We start from the raw sequence: 15,439 nt of genomic DNA on the forward strand, positions 1-15,439 counted from the left end.
TGACGTTCTGATTTGCTTTGACGTTGAAGCGCGGTCCTGTTGGCACGTGTTCATGGGGCATCTCCCTCGCGGGTTGGCTGCCTCTCCGGCTGGGCTCCGCCGTGGTGTTGAGGACAGCCTGAAGCCCGCCAACCAGAAATCTGTGCGCGGCTGCACAGAGCCGGTTCCGGGGGCACGTGGCTCTACCACCGCCCGCAAATTGTCAGAGACGAGGGGCTTGGCTCTGCCCCTCGAACGCGCCAGCCTAGTTTGGTTAAAACCTAAGGAGCATCGTGCACCCGCACACCCGGGGCGATCAAGCGCCATCGCCTTCGAGCCGAACCCGAAACTCGTTCGGCTTGGCCGCGGGAGGGCCGCTACAGGTGGGAGGCCGACGCAGAACGATGCATGATCGTCCGATCGCGTCGGTCACGAGGGCCACACCGTCGATGAGCCTGCGGTCCCAGTACGAGCAAGCCGTGCGCGACTTGCGCGAGCACGCGGCTGAGATGCGCCGCCGCGGCGCCTCCGCCGAGGCCATCGCGCGGGCGATGCACGCGGAGCGCAGGCGACTGGCCTCCCTGTTCAAGGAGCAGACCCCCGAGCCGCACCGGACCCGCATCTACGAGCGCACGGTGAGGGTCTACGGGAACGAGATCGGCCCCTCGATCGAGTCCCTGCGCGCGATGGGCAAGTCGTGGGAGGCGATCATCGAGAGCGCGACGCGTCCGGGGCCGCCCGTCGAGTGAGGACCCGAACAGGCGAACGCAGGGTAGGGCGAGGTTGACGACCAAGCTCGGGCCTCGCAGAGCACCACTCGAAGGCCCATTTTCGGGCAGCCCGCGCCGGAAGCGCGCGGCGGACCAGCCGCTGCTCCCGATCCGGGTGTGCAGTGTCCAGACGGGCGCCGCCTTGATCGAGATGTCGACCTGCCTGCGCTGGGTGATCGAGACGTCCTTGAACAGGTCGTCCATCGCGGCGCGGGCGCGCGTCCCGGTCGGGACCCGACCATGGTGATGGGCAGGTGGCCATTGCCGCCGGCCGAGGCCCCCGCGCCGTCGAAGCGCCGGCCCCCCATGTCGTCGCCGATCCGGCGCGCCGCGGGTCGGCCCGGCGGCGGGTCGTTGACAACCTCGCCGTCGCGCAGGCGCGAGTAGCCGCCCGACCTGGACTTGAACTGCGCGATCCCGAACGCCCCCGAGCGCGAGTTCGCCGAGGTGGGGCCGCCGCGGGCCTCCACGGCCGAACAGCGCGCCACCAGGGCCTTCGCGCCCAGCGCCGAGGCGCCGCCCTTCGCCAGCACGTCGACCGCGTGTTGCTGCTGCTTCGCCGTCCACCAGCCCCCGGCGCACGGAACGCCGCCGACCTTCTCGACGGCCTGACCGACCTCGGTCCAGTCCTTCTTGAACGACTTGACGCTGTCGTCCTTGGCGACGCGGGTCAGTGCCCCCCTGAAGCTTCGCGAGCGGCGCCGAGACCTGGTCGTCAACGCCGTTCCGAAATCGCTGGCTCCCGCCAGTCATCTACATAACCTTAGATTGCAAGTTTTGGCCAGATTAGGTTGCGTTTGTGTGCTTGCGAATCGGCCTGATCTTACCTTGAATTTTCTGCGAGTTAGTCGCACGATAAGCTGCCGACCGAAGAGGAGGGCTGAGATGAGTGCCGGTCAAGCTAATGCGCTGGCAGGTAGCGCAGACCTCATCGAGGTGACATCCGGGCTCGTAGCTGCGTACGTCGCCCACAACTCTGTCGCGCCTTCCCAGGTGCCCACACTCCTTAGTCAGGTGCACGCGGCGCTGGTTGGTCTGCACAGGCCGCCCGCGCAGGAACTTGCCAAGCCGGTTCCGCCGGTCCCGATTAAGAAGACGGTGACGCCGGACGCGATCATCAGCCTGGAAGACGGCAGGCCCTACAAGTCGCTCAAGCGCCACCTCTCCAGCCGCGGCATCACCCCCGACCAGTACCGCCAGAAATGGGGCCTGCCGCCCGACTACCCGATGGTGGCGGCGAACTACGCCGCGCAGCGCTCCGAGCTTGCCAAGAGCATCGGCCTCGGCCAGTCCCGCCGCGCCGCGGGCCAGAAGGGCAAGTAGGCGGGACCCGCCCGATCGTCAGTGGGGTCGCGGCCCGCCTCGGGGCCCGTCGCCACGACCTCCGTCCGCGACAGGTCCTTCCGGCGCGGGGACTGCCGGCTCGCGGGCGTGTGCGAGACCCTCTGGTCCGGAACGCCCTGCGCGAGGCCGCCCACCGCGGCTTGGTGCCTATCGAGGAGCGCGCGATCAGCGGCTGGCGGAACGACACGAACGTGGTGCGCCTGGTCTCGGAGGAGTGGCGCTCCTGGCTGCGCCTCGCCAGAGGCCGGCAGGTGCCCGCCCCGATGCTCCGTTGGCCCGTCGACCAGGGCGCCCGTAGGCCGGCCACCTCGCCCGCGGGCGCGAGCAGACCGGGCTCTCTCGCGAGGCCGCCGTCCAACGCGTCACCTTGCTGAAGAGGCTGGCGCTCGCTGGCGCCGGCGCCACCGATCTGCCGGTCATTCCGCGCTACACGATCCACTGAGGCCCAGACGCACGAACGCCCGCCGGAGGGTTAGGACCTGTCCGGGCGTCGGGTCACAGGGACTCGTGATGACTACAGCCACCTAACGACCACGGCTGGCGCCTTGTTCCGGCTCGGCAAGCTCATCTTCAACGATGATTTGTTTATCTACGTCAGGCGCGTGTATCGGCCCTCGCGCGCGTCAGGGCGGCCCATTCGCATAAGATCAAGTACGGGACGCGTTATGGCGCCTGCGGACAGTTTCCGGAAGCATTCGAGCGCGCCATGAACCGGTCGCCAGTCGAGGGCCAGTTGATCGGCCCTCGGCAGGGCCTCGCGGGCTGGCGTCTCGACCGTGCTAGACTAGGTGCGCCTGCGCCGGATCCCATCCCCGGCGACGGGCAGCGGGTCGGGTTTCGGCCGTCCGGATTCGGCCTTCCGGCTACCCATGGCAACGGCCATGCAGCAGCCTCGCACTCGGCCCGGTCCAAAATACCGATCGGGTCAACCCGAGCATCACGCCCATGAGCGTCTTGAGCGAGTGCGGCCACGCCTCGGCGTCTCCAAGCGGTGTGGCCGCCCAGGGATGCTGACGCATGAGCGCGCCCATCATATCGCCACCTTGGAGGAAGGCCGGGGTTGCCGCTGCTGGCCTCGCCTGCTCACTGGTCGTCACTGAGTAGGCCGCTTCGACGTGCACGTCCCTGTCATTCTGCTGACCGAGGCAGCGGAGAGCGGCGCGAATCACCTCACCGGCGGTCCGGTACTGCCCGCTCGCGACCTTTTCCGCGATGAAGGTGTTCAGTTCAGTGGTGAGCGACGCAGTGATGGCTGCTTTGGCGGGCATCTTACCAGGGGGTTATGAAGCTTTCTCACCCGGTCAGCTGGCGTCGCCTCACCCGAAACCCTGGTGGCAGTGATCCACGCGAGTGTGGCTGACGACCAATCGCCACGGGCGTTCTGGCGGTTTCGCCCGACCATTGCTGGACGCAAGTTGGCGTCGTTAACCGCTCCTATGCCGCGACAATGCCCCGGACTCCTCGCCGTCCGCTGCACGTCAACGCCTTCTCTCAGGCTCCGCAGCATCGTGCCCGGTGACATGGCTGGTTGAGAGCCAGCCAGCGCCCCCACGCGTCACTCATTAGCGGGAAGGACGGCTGTAAGGCAGCGTTGGGCGCGAGCGCCGACAGCGCTGCGCCAAGTCCGCCCACCGCACGTGCCAAGCTGGAACGCGCGAATCGGGATGGAGTTGGGCTGACAGCGGCCGGGGGGCACCCGGCCACATGTGAGCCCCTGACCCTGAGCCGTGAATGGCGGCGCTTGGGGCAGGAGGAGAAAAATGCGAGAGGAGACGCGCATGAGCGACTACGATCGCTGGCGCAACGAGCGCGACCGCTCACGTGAGATGGGCGACCGAGATCGGGACCGTTTCTCCAGCCGCAGCGACCGCGGTTACGGTGAAGACCGCTACTACGGTCGCGATGATCGTGACTACGGCCAAGGCCGGCACGGCCGCGACGATGACGATTGGCGTCGGCGCGAACGCGAGCCCGGTGCGATGGATGTCGCGTTCGGGCGCGGGATGGGCAGCAACTACGAAGGCCGCGACATGTCCGGCCGCGGCCAAGATCGCTCCCGGTACACTGGCGGGGACAACGACTACTACGGCGGCTTCTACGGCGCGGATCAGGGCTATGGCCGTGGCCGGTCCGATCGCCCGAGCCAGGGCGGCTACGGCCGTGGTGATTACGGCGCACGCGACTACGGACGTGGCGGCTCTCGTGATTACACCCGCTCGTATGATGATCGCGATGTGACCGGCTATCGTGGGGAGCGTGGCTTCCTTGATCGAGCCGGGGACGAGATCTCGTCGTGGTTCGGAGACGACGAGGCAGCCCGTCGTCGGGAGCGTGATGCCGCACAGGGCGACCAAGGTGCCCAGCATCACGGAGGCCGGGGTCCTCGCAACTACCAGCGATCAGACGAGCGCATCTGTGATGACGTGAATGACCGCTTGACTGATGATCGACAGGTAGATGCGACCGAAATCGAGGTCACGGTTCAAGGCCGCGAGGTCACGCTGAACGGAACGGTCAACAACCGTTACGACAAACGTCGAGCCGAGGACATAGCCGAGTCCGTGTCAGGCGTCACTCACGTGCAAAACAACCTTCGCGTCCGGCAGAGTTCATCAATGAACACCGGTGGGCTTGGCGGTGAACGAGCCACCTCTAGCACCGGGCAGCCCTCCACGGCAGGGACAAGCAGCAGCAACTTCAGCGGCGTTGGGATGGGCCGACAAGAGAAAATTGGCACGTAGCATCACACTGGAATGCGGCGGCCCTATTCGGAGCCGCCGCTTCTGGCAGTGAGGGTTGAATCTCGATCCAAAACGCGATGCCGGATCGCGCTGACGCCGCGCGATCGTGGCCAGATCACGACCGCACGGAAGCCCGAGGCGTGCTCACTTGTCGCTGTTCCAGATATCGGTCGAGAGCTTCCAGTCGTTCCCGACCTTGCGCCAGACCACGACGTACTTGCCGGACGCGTCCTGCGCTGACTGATCCTTCAATTTAAGCACGAAACGGCCGACTTCACGCGCGGCCTCACCGCCCAGCGGCTGAACGTCTAGCGTCGTGAGTTTGATGTCGGTGATGACCTTCCCCGCCTCCGTCCAGAACTTCTGGACTTCTGCGCGACCATGTACGAGTGGGCTGCCAGATGGGAGCACGTAGGCGTCCTCAGTGTACATGTTCGCTACTGCTGAGAAATTCCCGCTCCGAAACGCGCTCTCAAATTCCGCGTTCAGCTTATCGATAGCTGCCTTATCCTGTGCCAGTGCATGTCCCGCAAGCAGGAAGAGCGCTGTGGCGAGAGTTGGTGCGCGCATGGGAGCCTCCTCGATCTCGGTTCTACATCGAGACTAAACCGGGAAAGCTGAGCAGCATAGCGGACGCGACCCTCAGTGTACTGGCTCGGTGACGCGGGAACGTCTCGACATGACGACATCGGGTACCGACTCGCACTTAGAGCATTTTCCGACGCAGTGGATGCCGGTTCGTCGCAGAAAATGCGGCAAGATCAAAGATCGAGAGCAGCACCCGATTGCAACGTGATCGGGTGCTCTGCGACGGCGGCGGGCTCGACATTGCCGTGCTCGGGATGGCGGAGGCGGACGCGGCCGGGAACGTCAATGTCAGCCGCTTCGGCCCGAAGCTCGCGGGGGCCGGCGGCTTCATCAACATCAGCCGGAACGCCCGCAAGGTCGTTTTCGCCGGCACCTTCACGGCCGGCGGCCTCGGTGTGAGGATCGAGAGCGGTCAGCTCCGGATCGTCCAGGAGGGGCGGGCCAGGAAGTTCCACGAGCACGTCGAGCAGATCACCTTCTCGGGCCGGGTCGCGGCGGACAAGACGGTCCTGTACGTCACCGAGCGCTGCGTCTTTCGACTACGCCAGGACGGCCTGGAACTGATCGAGGTTGCGCCGGGGGTCGATGTCGAGCGGGAGACCCTCGCCCACATGAACTTCCGGCCGATGATCAAGGGTGCGCGCACGATGGATCCGCGCATCGTTGCCGCGCAGGCGATGGGGCTGCGGGAGCGGATGCGCGATCTCAACCTCGCTGACCGGCTCGCCGATGACCCTGACCGCAACGTCCTGTTCCTGAACCTCGAAGGACTGCACGTCCGTCGGATCGAGGATGTCGCGATGATCCAGGAGGCCGTGGCGGCGCGCTGCCGGGAAGTCGGCCGGCGCATGGCCGTGGTCGTCAACTACGATGCCTTCCAGCTTGATCGCGAGGTGGCGGACGCCTACGCCGAGATGGTTCGCGCGCTGGAGCAGACCTACTCCACCCGCGTTTCCCGCTCCACGACGAGCGCGTTCATGCGCGTGAAGCTCGGACACGTCCTCACCCGCACCGTGCGGCCGCACATCTTCGAGAGCAGGGCCGAGGCGCAGGCGTTCCGCGACAGCGTCCGGGAGCCATGACCGCGCACCTCGCGTCCCGTGGGTGCGCGCTGCACGGGGTGTCGCGCTCCCCGCCTGTCGCTTTCGCGCTGTCGGGAAACCGCCAGCCAGCGTTATCCCTTTTTAGGGCAAAGCCGAGCGAACCGGCCGGCCAGGGAGAAATGCTCATGAAGACAGTATCGGCGCAGACCAGCCGATCCTCAGGTCTCCAATCGATCGAGGGAAGAGCCGCTGCCACAGGAGCCCTCGCGCGGCTCGGCATTCGCTTCACCGCCTGGGCCGAGCGCTGGTTCCCGGACGCCTTCATCTTCGTGGCGATCGCGGTGGTCCTCGTGGCGCTCGGCGCCCTGGCGAACGGGGCGCCGGCCGCGGCGGTCGCCAAGACCTTCGGGGACGGCTTCTGGAGCCTCATTCCGTTCACGATGCAGATGGCCTTCGTGACGATCGGCGGCTACGTCGTCGCCACCTCGCCGCCGGTTCAGTTCTTGATCGACCGCCTCGCCCGGATCCCGCGCACCGGGCGTGGGGCGGTGGGCCTCGTGGCCGCCGCCACCATGCTGTCGTCCTTCCTCAGCTGGGGCCTCAGCCTCATCTTCGGCGGCCTTCTCGCGCGGGCGCTGGCCCGCCGGACGGAGTTGAACATGGACTACCGGGCTGCCGGGGCCGCGGCCTATCTCGGTCTGGGTGCGACCTGGGCGATGGGCCTGAGTTCCTCGGCCGCCCAGCTCCAGGCCAATCCGAAGAGCCTGCCGCCGAACGTGCTGCCGATCACCGGCGTGATCCCGTTCAGCGAGACGATCTTTCTGTGGCAGTCGATGCTGATCGCGCTGGTCCTGTTCTTGGTCTCGGTGGCGATCGCCTACGCGTCGGCCCCGGCAGCCGTCAGCGCCGTCACCGCGCAGGATCTCGGCGTGGACGTTTCGGCCAAGGAGGAAAAGCTCGATCCGCCCGCGCAGCCCGGCGAGAAGCTGGAGCATTGGCCGCTCCTGAACATCCTGCTCGTCATCATTGCCGGCGGCTGGATCTGGCAGGAATTCGCGCGGCAATCGTGGATCGTCGCGATCTCGAACCTCAACACCTACAATCTGCTGTTCCTGACCCTGGGCCTGCTGCTGCACTGGCGCCCGAAGCGGTTTCTGGTCGCCGTCGCGAAATCGGTGCCGGCGACGGCCGGAGTCCTGATCCAGTTCCCGCTTTATGCCTCGATCAGCGCGATCCTCACGGGTGCCAAGAACGCGTCGGGCGACACGCTGTCGGAGGTGATCAGCCACGCCTTCGTCAGCTTCAACACGGCTGGCAGTTACCCGCTCTCGATGGGCGTCTACTCGGCGGTGCTCGGCTTCTTTGTGCCCTCCGGCGGCGGCAAGTGGCTGCTCGAGGCGCCCTACGTCATGCAGGCGGCGAACGAGTTGAAGGTGCATCTGGGCTGGGCCGTGATGATCTACAACGCGGCCGAGGCCCTGCCGAACCTGATCAATCCGTTCTGGATGCTGCCGCTGCTCGGCATCCTTGGCCTCAAGGCGCGCGACATCGTGGGGTTCAGCTTCCTGCAGCTGCTCGTCCACTTGCCGGTGGTGCTCTTCCTGTTATGGGCGCTCGCCTTCACGCTGACCTACCACCCGCCCGTCATGCCCTGAGGACGGATATCTCGGGGACGGCGCTCTCGTGGCGAGCAGCGGCCGTCCTCGTCTCAGGCGTGGCCTCCAGGCTGATCGTGGCTTGTGCGAAAGGGTGGCTGAGCGATCTTCAGGCCGTTGAGAAGTCTGCTATCGGGTGGCGAGCGGCCCCTCAAGCGGCCCTGACCGAAGGTCCGGAGATGGCGCATAGCCGAACAAGGCGAACGCGGACTCCTGGCCGGTTGCCGCTCACCGCCTCCGTTCGTGGCCTCATACGACATCCGGTTGATTGCGCCGCCATCTCCCCTTTCGGCCATGCGGACGTCGGCTTCGCTCAGGCGCCGCGCGGGCTTGGGATACGACATCCGACGGATTGCTTCGCAATGCGGATGTCGGCTTCGCTCAGGCGCCGCGCGGGCTTGGGATACGCGATCCGCTTTGATCAAGCGGATCCCGGATCAGAGAGCCAGATGCGATATGCCGCAGATTTATTCAGACGCCTTGCGGTCCTGCGGCGTGTCCGAGGGGCACCCTCGTGGGCCAGGCCGGCCCAGCGCCGCCACAGTGCTGCTCACGGGCGGCATTCTGGTGGCCGCCTACGCGGCGTGGCTCAAGCACGAGAGGGCAGCCCTGTTGCGCGGAACCGACAACCCGCAATTCCAGAGATCAATCTCGCGCGGCAACCCGACCGCCAGTTGGCACTACCTCATCGATGAGAGGTGCGCCGGCAGCAAGGCGCGGCAGCAGGCTCCGGTGCCCCTCTGGGCCGCGGGCGTTCCGCTCACGAGCGCGGAGGCTGACAGGATGTGGGGTGGGCCACTCGTTTAGGCGCGGCAAATTGGACCGATTCGCCTTCTACAGAACGGGTCCGAGCTGTTACCCGCAGCGTTACCCGGCTTCGATCCAGGAGAGCGGACTTTTGAGCTAAGTGTCTGGTGCCGCTGGGGAGGATTGAACTCCCGACCTCGTCATTACCAATGACGCGCTCTACCACTGAGCTACAACGGCAAACCCCGGTTCGGCCCCGGTCCGGGAGGCCCGAGAGCCCCGCCGCGGCGGTTGCGCCGAACACGGGTGGGGCTTTAGCGGATCGACGCGGCCAATGCAATCGCCGCGTCGCAGCAATCGGCCGAAACCCCGGCACCACCCTGGCCTGAGCCTTGCAACCTTCTCCCTGCGAAGCGGGCGCGGCGCGGGGGAGAGCGCATGGACATCGAACTCGTCGGCCTGACCAAGCGGTACGGCGCCACGCTGGCGGTGGACGCCATCGACCTGAAGATCCGCTCCGGCTCCTATTGCTGCCTGCTCGGCCCCTCCGGCTGCGGCAAGACCACGACGCTGCGCATGATCGCCGGCCACGAGACCGTGACGCGCGGCGACGTCGTGATCGGGCCGCGGGCGGTCGGCGACCTGCCGCCGGCCCGGCGCGGCACCGCCATGATGTTCCAGAGCTACGCGCTCTTCCCCCACCTCACCTGCCGGGACAACGTCGCCTTCGGGCTGCGCATGCGCGGGGTGCCGAGGGCCGAGCGCCACCGCCGCGCCGAGGCGATGCTGCGCCTCGTCCAGATGGAGGCGCTCGCCGGGCGCCTGCCGGCCCAGCTCTCCGGCGGCCAGCAGCAGCGGGTGGCGCTGGCCCGCGCCCTCGTCACCGGCCCCAAGGTGCTGCTCCTCGACGAGCCGCTCTCGGCCCTCGACCCATTCCTGCGCGTGCGGATGCGGGCCGAGCTCAAGCGGATCCAGGCCGAGCTGGGCATCACCTTCGTGCACGTCACCCACAGCCAGGAGGAGGCGATGGCGCTCTCCGACCTCGTCGTGGTGATGAATGGCGGCCGCATCGAGCAGGCCGCCGACCCGCGCACCGTGTTCGAGCGGCCCGCCACCGCCTTCGTCGCCCGCTTCATCGGCGGGCACAACGTGATCGCCCTGCCCGACCGGCGCATCGCGGTGCGCGCCGACCGGATGCGGCTCGGCCCGGAGGCCGGCCCGGACGCCGTCCCGGCCCGCGTCGTCGCGGTCGAGTACCAGGGCAGCACCGTCCATCTCGGCCTGGAGGCGGAGAGCCTCGCCACGGAGGCCGGGACGCCGCTCACCGCCATCCTCAGCGACCGCGCCTTCGCCCGCCTCCCCCTCGCGCCCGGGGACGAGGTCCGGCTCGGCTGGTCGGCCGAGGAAGCCCACCGCCTCGACGCCTGACACGTCGCATACAGGGGAGACACGGATGACCGACTCGACGAAGCAGACGGGCCTGACCCGGCGCGGCCTCCTCGCGGGCGCGGCCGCCGGCGCCGCCGCGGGCAGCGGCGCCGTCACGGGCTTTCCCTCCATCATCGCGGCCGAGCCCGTGACCCTGCGCTATCTCGGCACCGCCGTGAACCAGAGCGCCGACATCGCCCGCAAGGTGAAGGAGGATCTCGGCATCACCATCGAGTACATACCGGTCGTCACCGACGAGGTATCGAAGCGGGTCGTCACTCAGCCGAACTCCTTCGACATCGTCGATTCCGAGTATTTCAGCCTCAGGAAGCTGATCCCGTCCGGCAACCTGGTCGGCATGGACGCCCGCCGGATCAAGTACGCCGACAAGATCACCACCGTGTTCACCAAGGGCGAGCTGAACGGCAAGGCGATCGGCGACCAAGGCACCGCGCCCAAGAAGGTGTTCTACCTCGAAGGCCAGACCGCGACGAAGTTCGCCGGCGCGCCGACCGAGTGGATCACCCTGATCCCGACCACCTACAACGCCGACACGCTCGGCATCCGGCCCGACCTGATCAAGCGGCCGATCTCGAGCTGGAAGGAGCTGCTCAACCCCGAATTCAAGGGCAAGGCCTCGATCCTCAACATCCCGTCGATCGGGATCATGGACGCCGCCATGGTGGTCGAGGCGATGGGCGAATACACCTATCCCGACAAGGGCAACATGACCAAGGCCGAGATCGACCGCACCATGAAGGTGCTGATCGAGGCCAAGCGGGCCGGGCAATTCCGGGCCTTCTGGCAGGATTTCAACGAATCCGTGAACCTGATGGCCTCCGGCGAGACGGTGATCCAGTCGATGTGGTCCCCCGCCGTCACCAAGGTGCGCTCGCAGGGCGTGTCCTGCACCTACCAGCCGCTGAAGGAGGGCTACCGGGCCTGGGCCGCCGGTTTCGGACTCCCCAAGACCCTGACCGGCCGGAAGCTCGACGCAGCCTACGATTTCATCAACTGGTTCCTGTCGGGCTGGGCCGGCGCCTACCTCAACCGCCAGGGCTACTACTCGGCCGTGCTGGAGACCGCCAAGGCCGAGATGGAGCCCTACGAGTGGGCCTACTGGATGGAGGGCAAGCCGGCCGAGAAGGACATCAAGGCCCCGGACGGCACCGTGCTGGAGAAGGCCGGCGCCCTGCGCGACGGCGGCTCCTTCGCCGAGCGCATGGGCGCGGTGGCGTGCTGGAACTCGGTCATGGACGAGAACACCTACATGGTCCGCAAGTGGAACGAGTTCATCGCCGCATGAACCCGGCGGCAGAGCGCGCGATCCCCCTGCCCGAGGTGGCTGCGGCGCCCGCCGCCGCGGCGCCCGGGCTCGCCGAGGAGGGGCGGCGCCAGCGCCGCCTCGCCACCCTGCAGGCCGCCCCCCTGGCGCTGGTCTTCCTGGTCTTCTTCGTGGTGCCGCTGGCGCTCACCTTGATCGTCAGCTTCTGGGAATACAACGAGTACGAGATCATCCCGGCCTTCACGCTGCAGAACTACGCGGACGTGTTCGACGGCTGCTTCTCCGGCGGCGACCTCTGCACCACCTTCCGGACCTACCTCTCGACCCTGAAGTTCTGCCTGCTCGCCTGGGCCTTCACCCTGGCGATCGGCTTCACGGTGGCCTACTTCGTCGCCTTCCACGTCCGCACCAGCGCCATGCAGACGGTGCTGTTCCTGATCTGCACCATCCCGTTCTGGACCTCGAACGTGATCCGGATGATCGCCTGGATCCCGCTGCTCGGCCGCAACGGCCTCGTCAACGACGCCCTGATGGGCCTCGGCCTCACCGCCAAGCCCCTGGAGGGGCTGCTCTACTCCGACTTCGCGGTCGTGCTCGCCTTCATCCACCTCGACACGGTCTTCATGATCGTGCCGATCTTCAACTCGATGATGCGCATCGACCGCGCGCTCATCGAGGCGGCGCGGGACGCCGGGGCGGGCGCGTGGCAGATCCTCTGGACCGTGATCGTCCCGCTGGCGAAGCCCGGCATCGCGATCGGGTCGATCTTCGTGCTAACCCTGGTGATGGGCGACTTCGTCACCGTCGGGGTCATGGGCGGCCAGCAGATCGCCTCGGTCGGCAAGGTCATCCAGGTGCAGATGGCCTACCTGCAATTCCCGGCCGCGGCGGCCAACGCGGTCGTCCTGCTCGGCGCCGTCATCCTGATGATCGTCGGGCTCACGCGCCTGATCGACCTGCGGCGGGAGCTCTGACCATGGTCCGCGACGGTCCGCGCCCCCTCTCCTTCTACCTGCTGGCCGGGTTCTTCGGCCTGTTCGTGCTGTTCCTCTACGGGCCGACCCTGACGATCCTGGTCCTGAGCTTCCAGGGCCCGCAGGGCGGCCTCACCTTCCCGCTGAGCGGGGTCTCGACCCACTGGTTCGCGCGGCTCTGGGCGGGGCTCGGCGTCGTCGACATCTGGGCGGCCTTCCGGCGCTCGCTGGCCCTCGGCGTCGCGGTGATGGGCCTCACGGTGGCCATCGCCTTCTTCGCCGGCCTCGCCTTCCGCAAGGGGTTCCGCGGCCAGGGCCCGCTGTTCTACACGGCGGTGGCGAGCCTGATCGTGCCCTCGATCGTGGTCTCGCTGGGGATCGGCCTCGAGTTCCGCCTCGCCGACGAGGCGATCAAGGCGCTCGCCGCCGCGACCGGCTGGGCCGCGCTGCAGGAGCACGGCACGATCATGGGCCTGTTCACCTCGGCGCTCGGCGCGCACCTGACCTGGACCCTGCCCTTCGGGCTCCTGATCATGTTCGCGGTGTTCAACCGCTTCGACCCGGCCTACGAGGAGGCGGCGCGGGATCTCGGCGCGAGCGGGCCGCGCACCCTCCTCCACGTCGTGGTTCCGATCATCCTACCCTCGCTCGTCGGCGTCGCCCTGTTCGGCTTCACCCTGTCCTGGGACGAGCTGGCGCGCACCAGCCAGGCGATCGGCGGCCGCAACACCCTGCCGCTCGAACTCCAGGGCCTGACCACCACGGTGACGACGCCCGAGATCTACGCCCTCGGCACGGTCACGACCGGGGTCTCCCTGGCGGTGATCGCGCTCGCCGCCTCGGCCTTCACCTGGCTCCAGCGCCGCCGCGCCCGCCGCAGCCTGCGGCCGGGCGCCTGAGCGCCGCCGATCCCGCCGCGGGAAGCCGAGGCTCGGGGCGACGCCGCCCGCGGGCTCCGGGCGGCCCGCTCAGCGATAGGACCGGCGGTGGCGATAGGGGCGGGCGTGGTGGTGGCGCCGCCCGGAGAGGCCCGTGCGGTAGGCCCTGCGTCCCGGATCGATGCCGAGCACGCCGTTGACGCCGCCCACGGCGCCGCCCACCGCCCCGCCGACGATCCCGCCGATCGGGCCGGCGACGCGGTCGCCCTCGGCGGCGCCGCGGCGGATCCCGCCGGGAATGCCCTGGGCCTCTGCGGCGCCCGCGAGCGCGCCGAGGACCAGGGCGGCCGAGAGGAGGGAGAGGACAGGCCTGATCATGTCGAAGCTCCGAGCGAGGTCGCGGCGGGGGCACGTCCCGCCTGCCCGGCGGGCGTCCCCTCACGGGAACAACGGCTGAGCTTCCGGAAAGTGCCGCGGCTGCCCGCGGGCGGGGCATCATCCGACATCCGGTTGATGGCTTCGCCATCTCCCATTTCGGCAATGCGGATGTCGGCGTCGCTCACGCGCCGCGCGGGCTTGTGATCCGCCGTCCGGACGATCACGTCCGGACGGCGGATCACTCGACCGCCCGCAGGCCCGGCCGGGGCGGATCCCCGGCCCCGTCGCGGGCGCGGCGAACGGTCGAGCGCGCGGCGTCGATCGCGATCGTGGCCGCCGTCATGGTGCGGACCTCCGTCGGGCGGCTGAGGGCGTAGCGGGCGATGTTGCCCGCGAGATCGTCGATCTCGGCCGCCATCCCGTCGAGGGCGGCCCGGTCGCTGCTGCGGCGCGCCTCCGAGCGGATCTGCAGCAGCCGGCGGGTCGCGACCTCGACCCGCTCGCGGCGCATGCGCATCAGTCGCTGGCGCAGCCACGCCCCGGCCGAACCGAGCCCGCCGCCGAGCAGCGCGACGAGGTAGATCCAGGTCTCGTAGCGCTCGATCAGGCTCTGCTGCTCGCGCTCGTAATAGTCGATGGCGCCCGGGTGGATCGGCAGGCGCGCGCTGGTCGCCTCCGCGTTGGTCTCGTAGCTGGGCGCCGCGACGGCGTTCGCGGCCGGCACCGTCTGGGCGAGCAGGCCGCGCAGCTCGAACAGGTGCTGGGTGACCTCCGCGGCGGCGGGTCGCGGCAGGCTGGCGCGGGCCATCAGCCGGTAGGAGGTGCCGACCGTCGCGAGGTCCTCCGCGGGCAGGCCCGGCGTGCCGGGGAAGAGGCCGGCCGGCACCGTGACGGCCTGCAGGCGCGGATCGCGCTCGGTGAGGGCCGCGCCGTCCTCGACCCCGATCAGCCGCGCCTTGCGGGCGCGCCCGGCCGCCTGGACGACGCGCAGGATGCGCTGGGCCGCCGCGGTCGTCGGGGTGGTGAGGAGGATCACCGCGTCGATGCGCTTCTCGGCCAGGAAGGCGGCGAGGTCCTGCTCCTGGACCGGCACCAGCCCGACGCTGCCCGGGGCCGGCATGCCGGGGGCCGGGTTCTCGACCGGGGCGAGGCCGGCATGCTCCAGCACCCGCCGGACCACGTCGCGGTCCGAGACCCGGTCGGCCAGGAGGCCGAGCCGCTTGCGGGCGAGGTCCGGGAGCGCCTTGATCGGGGAGGGCTCGGGCACCGCCACCATGACCGCCTGGCTGCGCAGCACCGCGAGGGTGAGGCCGTTGCCCGGCATCAGGATGTCGGGCCGCACCACCGCGAGGTCGGCCCGCCCCTCCTGCAGCGCCAGCGCGCTCTCCCGCACCCCGTCGAAGGGCAGGATAGTCAGCTGCAGGCCGCGGCGGTTCACGGCCAGCGCCTCGGCATAGGCGCGCAGCAGGGCCGGCTCGGTCCCGCCGCTCGGGGCGACCGCGACCGTCAGCACCGTCGCCCGGGTGAGCAGGCTCGCGAGGACGCCGCCGGCGGCGAGCAGCACCGCGACGATCAGGAAGAGCAGTTCCCGGCCGAAGCGAAGCCTGGGCATGGCACCTCGCCGATGGC

Annotated in this window: 14 protein-coding genes and 1 tRNA gene; 10 read left to right on the plus strand and 5 right to left on the minus strand. The window is 68.7% G+C overall.

Features of this window, described 5'->3' with window-relative positions; translation table 11 throughout:
* Positions 1-428: 428 nt before the first annotated feature.
* From QA634_RS23765 to QA634_RS23775, 3 genes are all read left to right on the plus strand, one after another.
* On the plus strand, positions 429-728 hold the full coding sequence (locus QA634_RS23765; RefSeq protein ID WP_012334448.1) for a hypothetical protein: 300 nt from the start codon (positions 429-431) through the stop codon (positions 726-728).
* 423 nt (positions 729-1,151) lie between these two features.
* Complete coding sequence (locus QA634_RS23770) at positions 1,152-1,361, plus strand: hypothetical protein (RefSeq protein ID WP_043701539.1); 210 nt, start codon at positions 1,152-1,154, stop codon at positions 1,359-1,361.
* 273 nt (positions 1,362-1,634) lie between these two features.
* Positions 1,635-2,072 carry a MucR family transcriptional regulator gene (locus QA634_RS23775; protein WP_012334449.1) on the plus strand — a complete coding sequence of 146 codons (438 nt, stop codon included), beginning with the start codon at positions 1,635-1,637 and terminating at the stop codon, positions 2,070-2,072.
* 884 nt (positions 2,073-2,956) lie between these two features.
* On the opposite strand, the gene QA634_RS23785 is transcribed toward QA634_RS23775, so the two are convergent.
* A complete protein-coding gene (locus QA634_RS23785) occupies positions 2,957-3,361 on the minus strand; it encodes a ribbon-helix-helix domain-containing protein (protein WP_063826015.1) in 405 nt (134 codons plus the stop codon).
* A gap of 510 nt (positions 3,362-3,871) precedes the next feature.
* Here QA634_RS23785 and QA634_RS23790 point away from each other — a divergent pair.
* Complete coding sequence (locus QA634_RS23790) at positions 3,872-4,834, plus strand: BON domain-containing protein (RefSeq protein ID WP_085984500.1); 963 nt, start codon at positions 3,872-3,874, stop codon at positions 4,832-4,834.
* A 144-nt stretch (positions 4,835-4,978) separates the two neighbouring features.
* Here QA634_RS23790 and QA634_RS23795 read toward each other — a convergent pair whose 3' ends face one another.
* Positions 4,979-5,404 carry a YybH family protein gene (locus tag QA634_RS23795; protein ID WP_012334452.1) on the minus strand — a complete coding sequence of 142 codons (426 nt, stop codon included), beginning with the start codon at positions 5,402-5,404 and terminating at the stop codon, positions 4,979-4,981.
* 215 nt (positions 5,405-5,619) lie between these two features.
* Between QA634_RS23795 and QA634_RS23800 the strand changes: the two genes are divergently transcribed.
* Together QA634_RS23800 and QA634_RS23805 are read left to right on the plus strand one after the other, a co-directional pair.
* The gene (locus tag QA634_RS23800) at positions 5,620-6,504 is read left to right on the plus strand and encodes a hypothetical protein (protein WP_150108716.1); all 885 of its coding nucleotides are present in this window, start codon (positions 5,620-5,622) and stop codon (positions 6,502-6,504) included.
* A gap of 146 nt (positions 6,505-6,650) precedes the next feature.
* Complete coding sequence (locus tag QA634_RS23805) at positions 6,651-8,120, plus strand: short-chain fatty acid transporter (RefSeq protein WP_018259584.1); 1,470 nt, start codon at positions 6,651-6,653, stop codon at positions 8,118-8,120.
* Between the two features lie 912 nt (positions 8,121-9,032).
* Here the strand turns inward: QA634_RS23805 and QA634_RS23810 are convergent.
* Positions 9,033-9,107, minus strand: a tRNA-Thr gene (locus tag QA634_RS23810).
* A 198-nt stretch (positions 9,108-9,305) separates the two neighbouring features.
* On the opposite strand from QA634_RS23810, the gene QA634_RS23815 reads away from it, so the two are divergent.
* The 4 genes from QA634_RS23815 to QA634_RS23830 are packed head-to-tail and all read left to right on the plus strand — an operon-like array spanning position 9,306 to position 13,453.
* On the plus strand, positions 9,306-10,295 hold the full coding sequence (locus QA634_RS23815; protein ID WP_012334455.1) for an ABC transporter ATP-binding protein: 990 nt from the start codon (positions 9,306-9,308) through the stop codon (positions 10,293-10,295).
* A 25-nt stretch (positions 10,296-10,320) separates the two neighbouring features.
* Positions 10,321-11,601: an ABC transporter substrate-binding protein gene (locus QA634_RS23820; protein ID WP_012334456.1), complete on the plus strand. Its 1,281-nt coding sequence runs from the start codon at positions 10,321-10,323 to the stop codon at positions 11,599-11,601.
* Complete coding sequence (locus QA634_RS23825; protein WP_012334457.1) at positions 11,598-12,554, plus strand: ABC transporter permease; 957 nt, start codon at positions 11,598-11,600, stop codon at positions 12,552-12,554. The genes QA634_RS23820 and QA634_RS23825 overlap by 4 nt, the downstream gene beginning before the upstream one ends.
* Before the next feature lie 2 nt (positions 12,555-12,556).
* Entirely contained in the window at positions 12,557-13,453 is an 897-nt protein-coding gene (locus QA634_RS23830; RefSeq protein ID WP_012334458.1) for an ABC transporter permease, read from the plus strand.
* 69 nt (positions 13,454-13,522) lie between these two features.
* Here the strand turns inward: QA634_RS23830 and QA634_RS23835 are convergent, their stop codons facing one another.
* The gene (locus QA634_RS23835) at positions 13,523-13,810 is read right to left on the minus strand and encodes a hypothetical protein (RefSeq protein ID WP_012334459.1); all 288 of its coding nucleotides are present in this window, start codon (positions 13,808-13,810) and stop codon (positions 13,523-13,525) included.
* A 238-nt stretch (positions 13,811-14,048) separates the two neighbouring features.
* Complete coding sequence (locus QA634_RS23840) at positions 14,049-15,422, minus strand: TAXI family TRAP transporter solute-binding subunit (RefSeq protein WP_012334460.1); 1,374 nt, start codon at positions 15,420-15,422, stop codon at positions 14,049-14,051.
* Positions 15,423-15,439: the final 17 nt, after the last annotated feature.

The sequence above is a fragment of the Methylobacterium sp. CB376 genome, assembly GCF_029714205.1.
Taxonomy (GTDB): Bacteria; Pseudomonadota; Alphaproteobacteria; order Rhizobiales; family Beijerinckiaceae; genus Methylobacterium.

Coding starts and splice junctions, on each gene's coding strand:
- QA634_RS23765 (WP_012334448.1), top strand. CDS start 429: ATGAGCCTGCGGTCCCAGTACGAGCAAGCCGTGCGCGACTTGCGCGAG.
- QA634_RS23775 (WP_012334449.1), top strand. CDS start 1,635: ATGAGTGCCGGTCAAGCTAATGCGCTGGCAGGTAGCGCAGACCTCATC.
- QA634_RS23785 (WP_063826015.1), bottom strand. CDS start 3,361: ATGCCCGCCAAAGCAGCCATCACTGCGTCGCTCACCACTGAACTGAAC.
- QA634_RS23790 (WP_085984500.1), top strand. CDS start 3,872: ATGAGCGACTACGATCGCTGGCGCAACGAGCGCGACCGCTCACGTGAG.
- QA634_RS23795 (WP_012334452.1), bottom strand. CDS start 5,404: ATGCGCGCACCAACTCTCGCCACAGCGCTCTTCCTGCTTGCGGGACAT.
- QA634_RS23805 (WP_018259584.1), top strand. CDS start 6,651: ATGAAGACAGTATCGGCGCAGACCAGCCGATCCTCAGGTCTCCAATCG.
- QA634_RS23815 (WP_012334455.1), top strand. CDS start 9,306: ATGGACATCGAACTCGTCGGCCTGACCAAGCGGTACGGCGCCACGCTG.
- QA634_RS23820 (WP_012334456.1), top strand. CDS start 10,321: ATGACCGACTCGACGAAGCAGACGGGCCTGACCCGGCGCGGCCTCCTC.
- QA634_RS23825 (WP_012334457.1), top strand. CDS start 11,598: ATGAACCCGGCGGCAGAGCGCGCGATCCCCCTGCCCGAGGTGGCTGCG.
- QA634_RS23830 (WP_012334458.1), top strand. CDS start 12,557: ATGGTCCGCGACGGTCCGCGCCCCCTCTCCTTCTACCTGCTGGCCGGG.
- QA634_RS23835 (WP_012334459.1), bottom strand. CDS start 13,810: ATGATCAGGCCTGTCCTCTCCCTCCTCTCGGCCGCCCTGGTCCTCGGC.
- QA634_RS23840 (WP_012334460.1), bottom strand. CDS start 15,422: ATGCCCAGGCTTCGCTTCGGCCGGGAACTGCTCTTCCTGATCGTCGCG.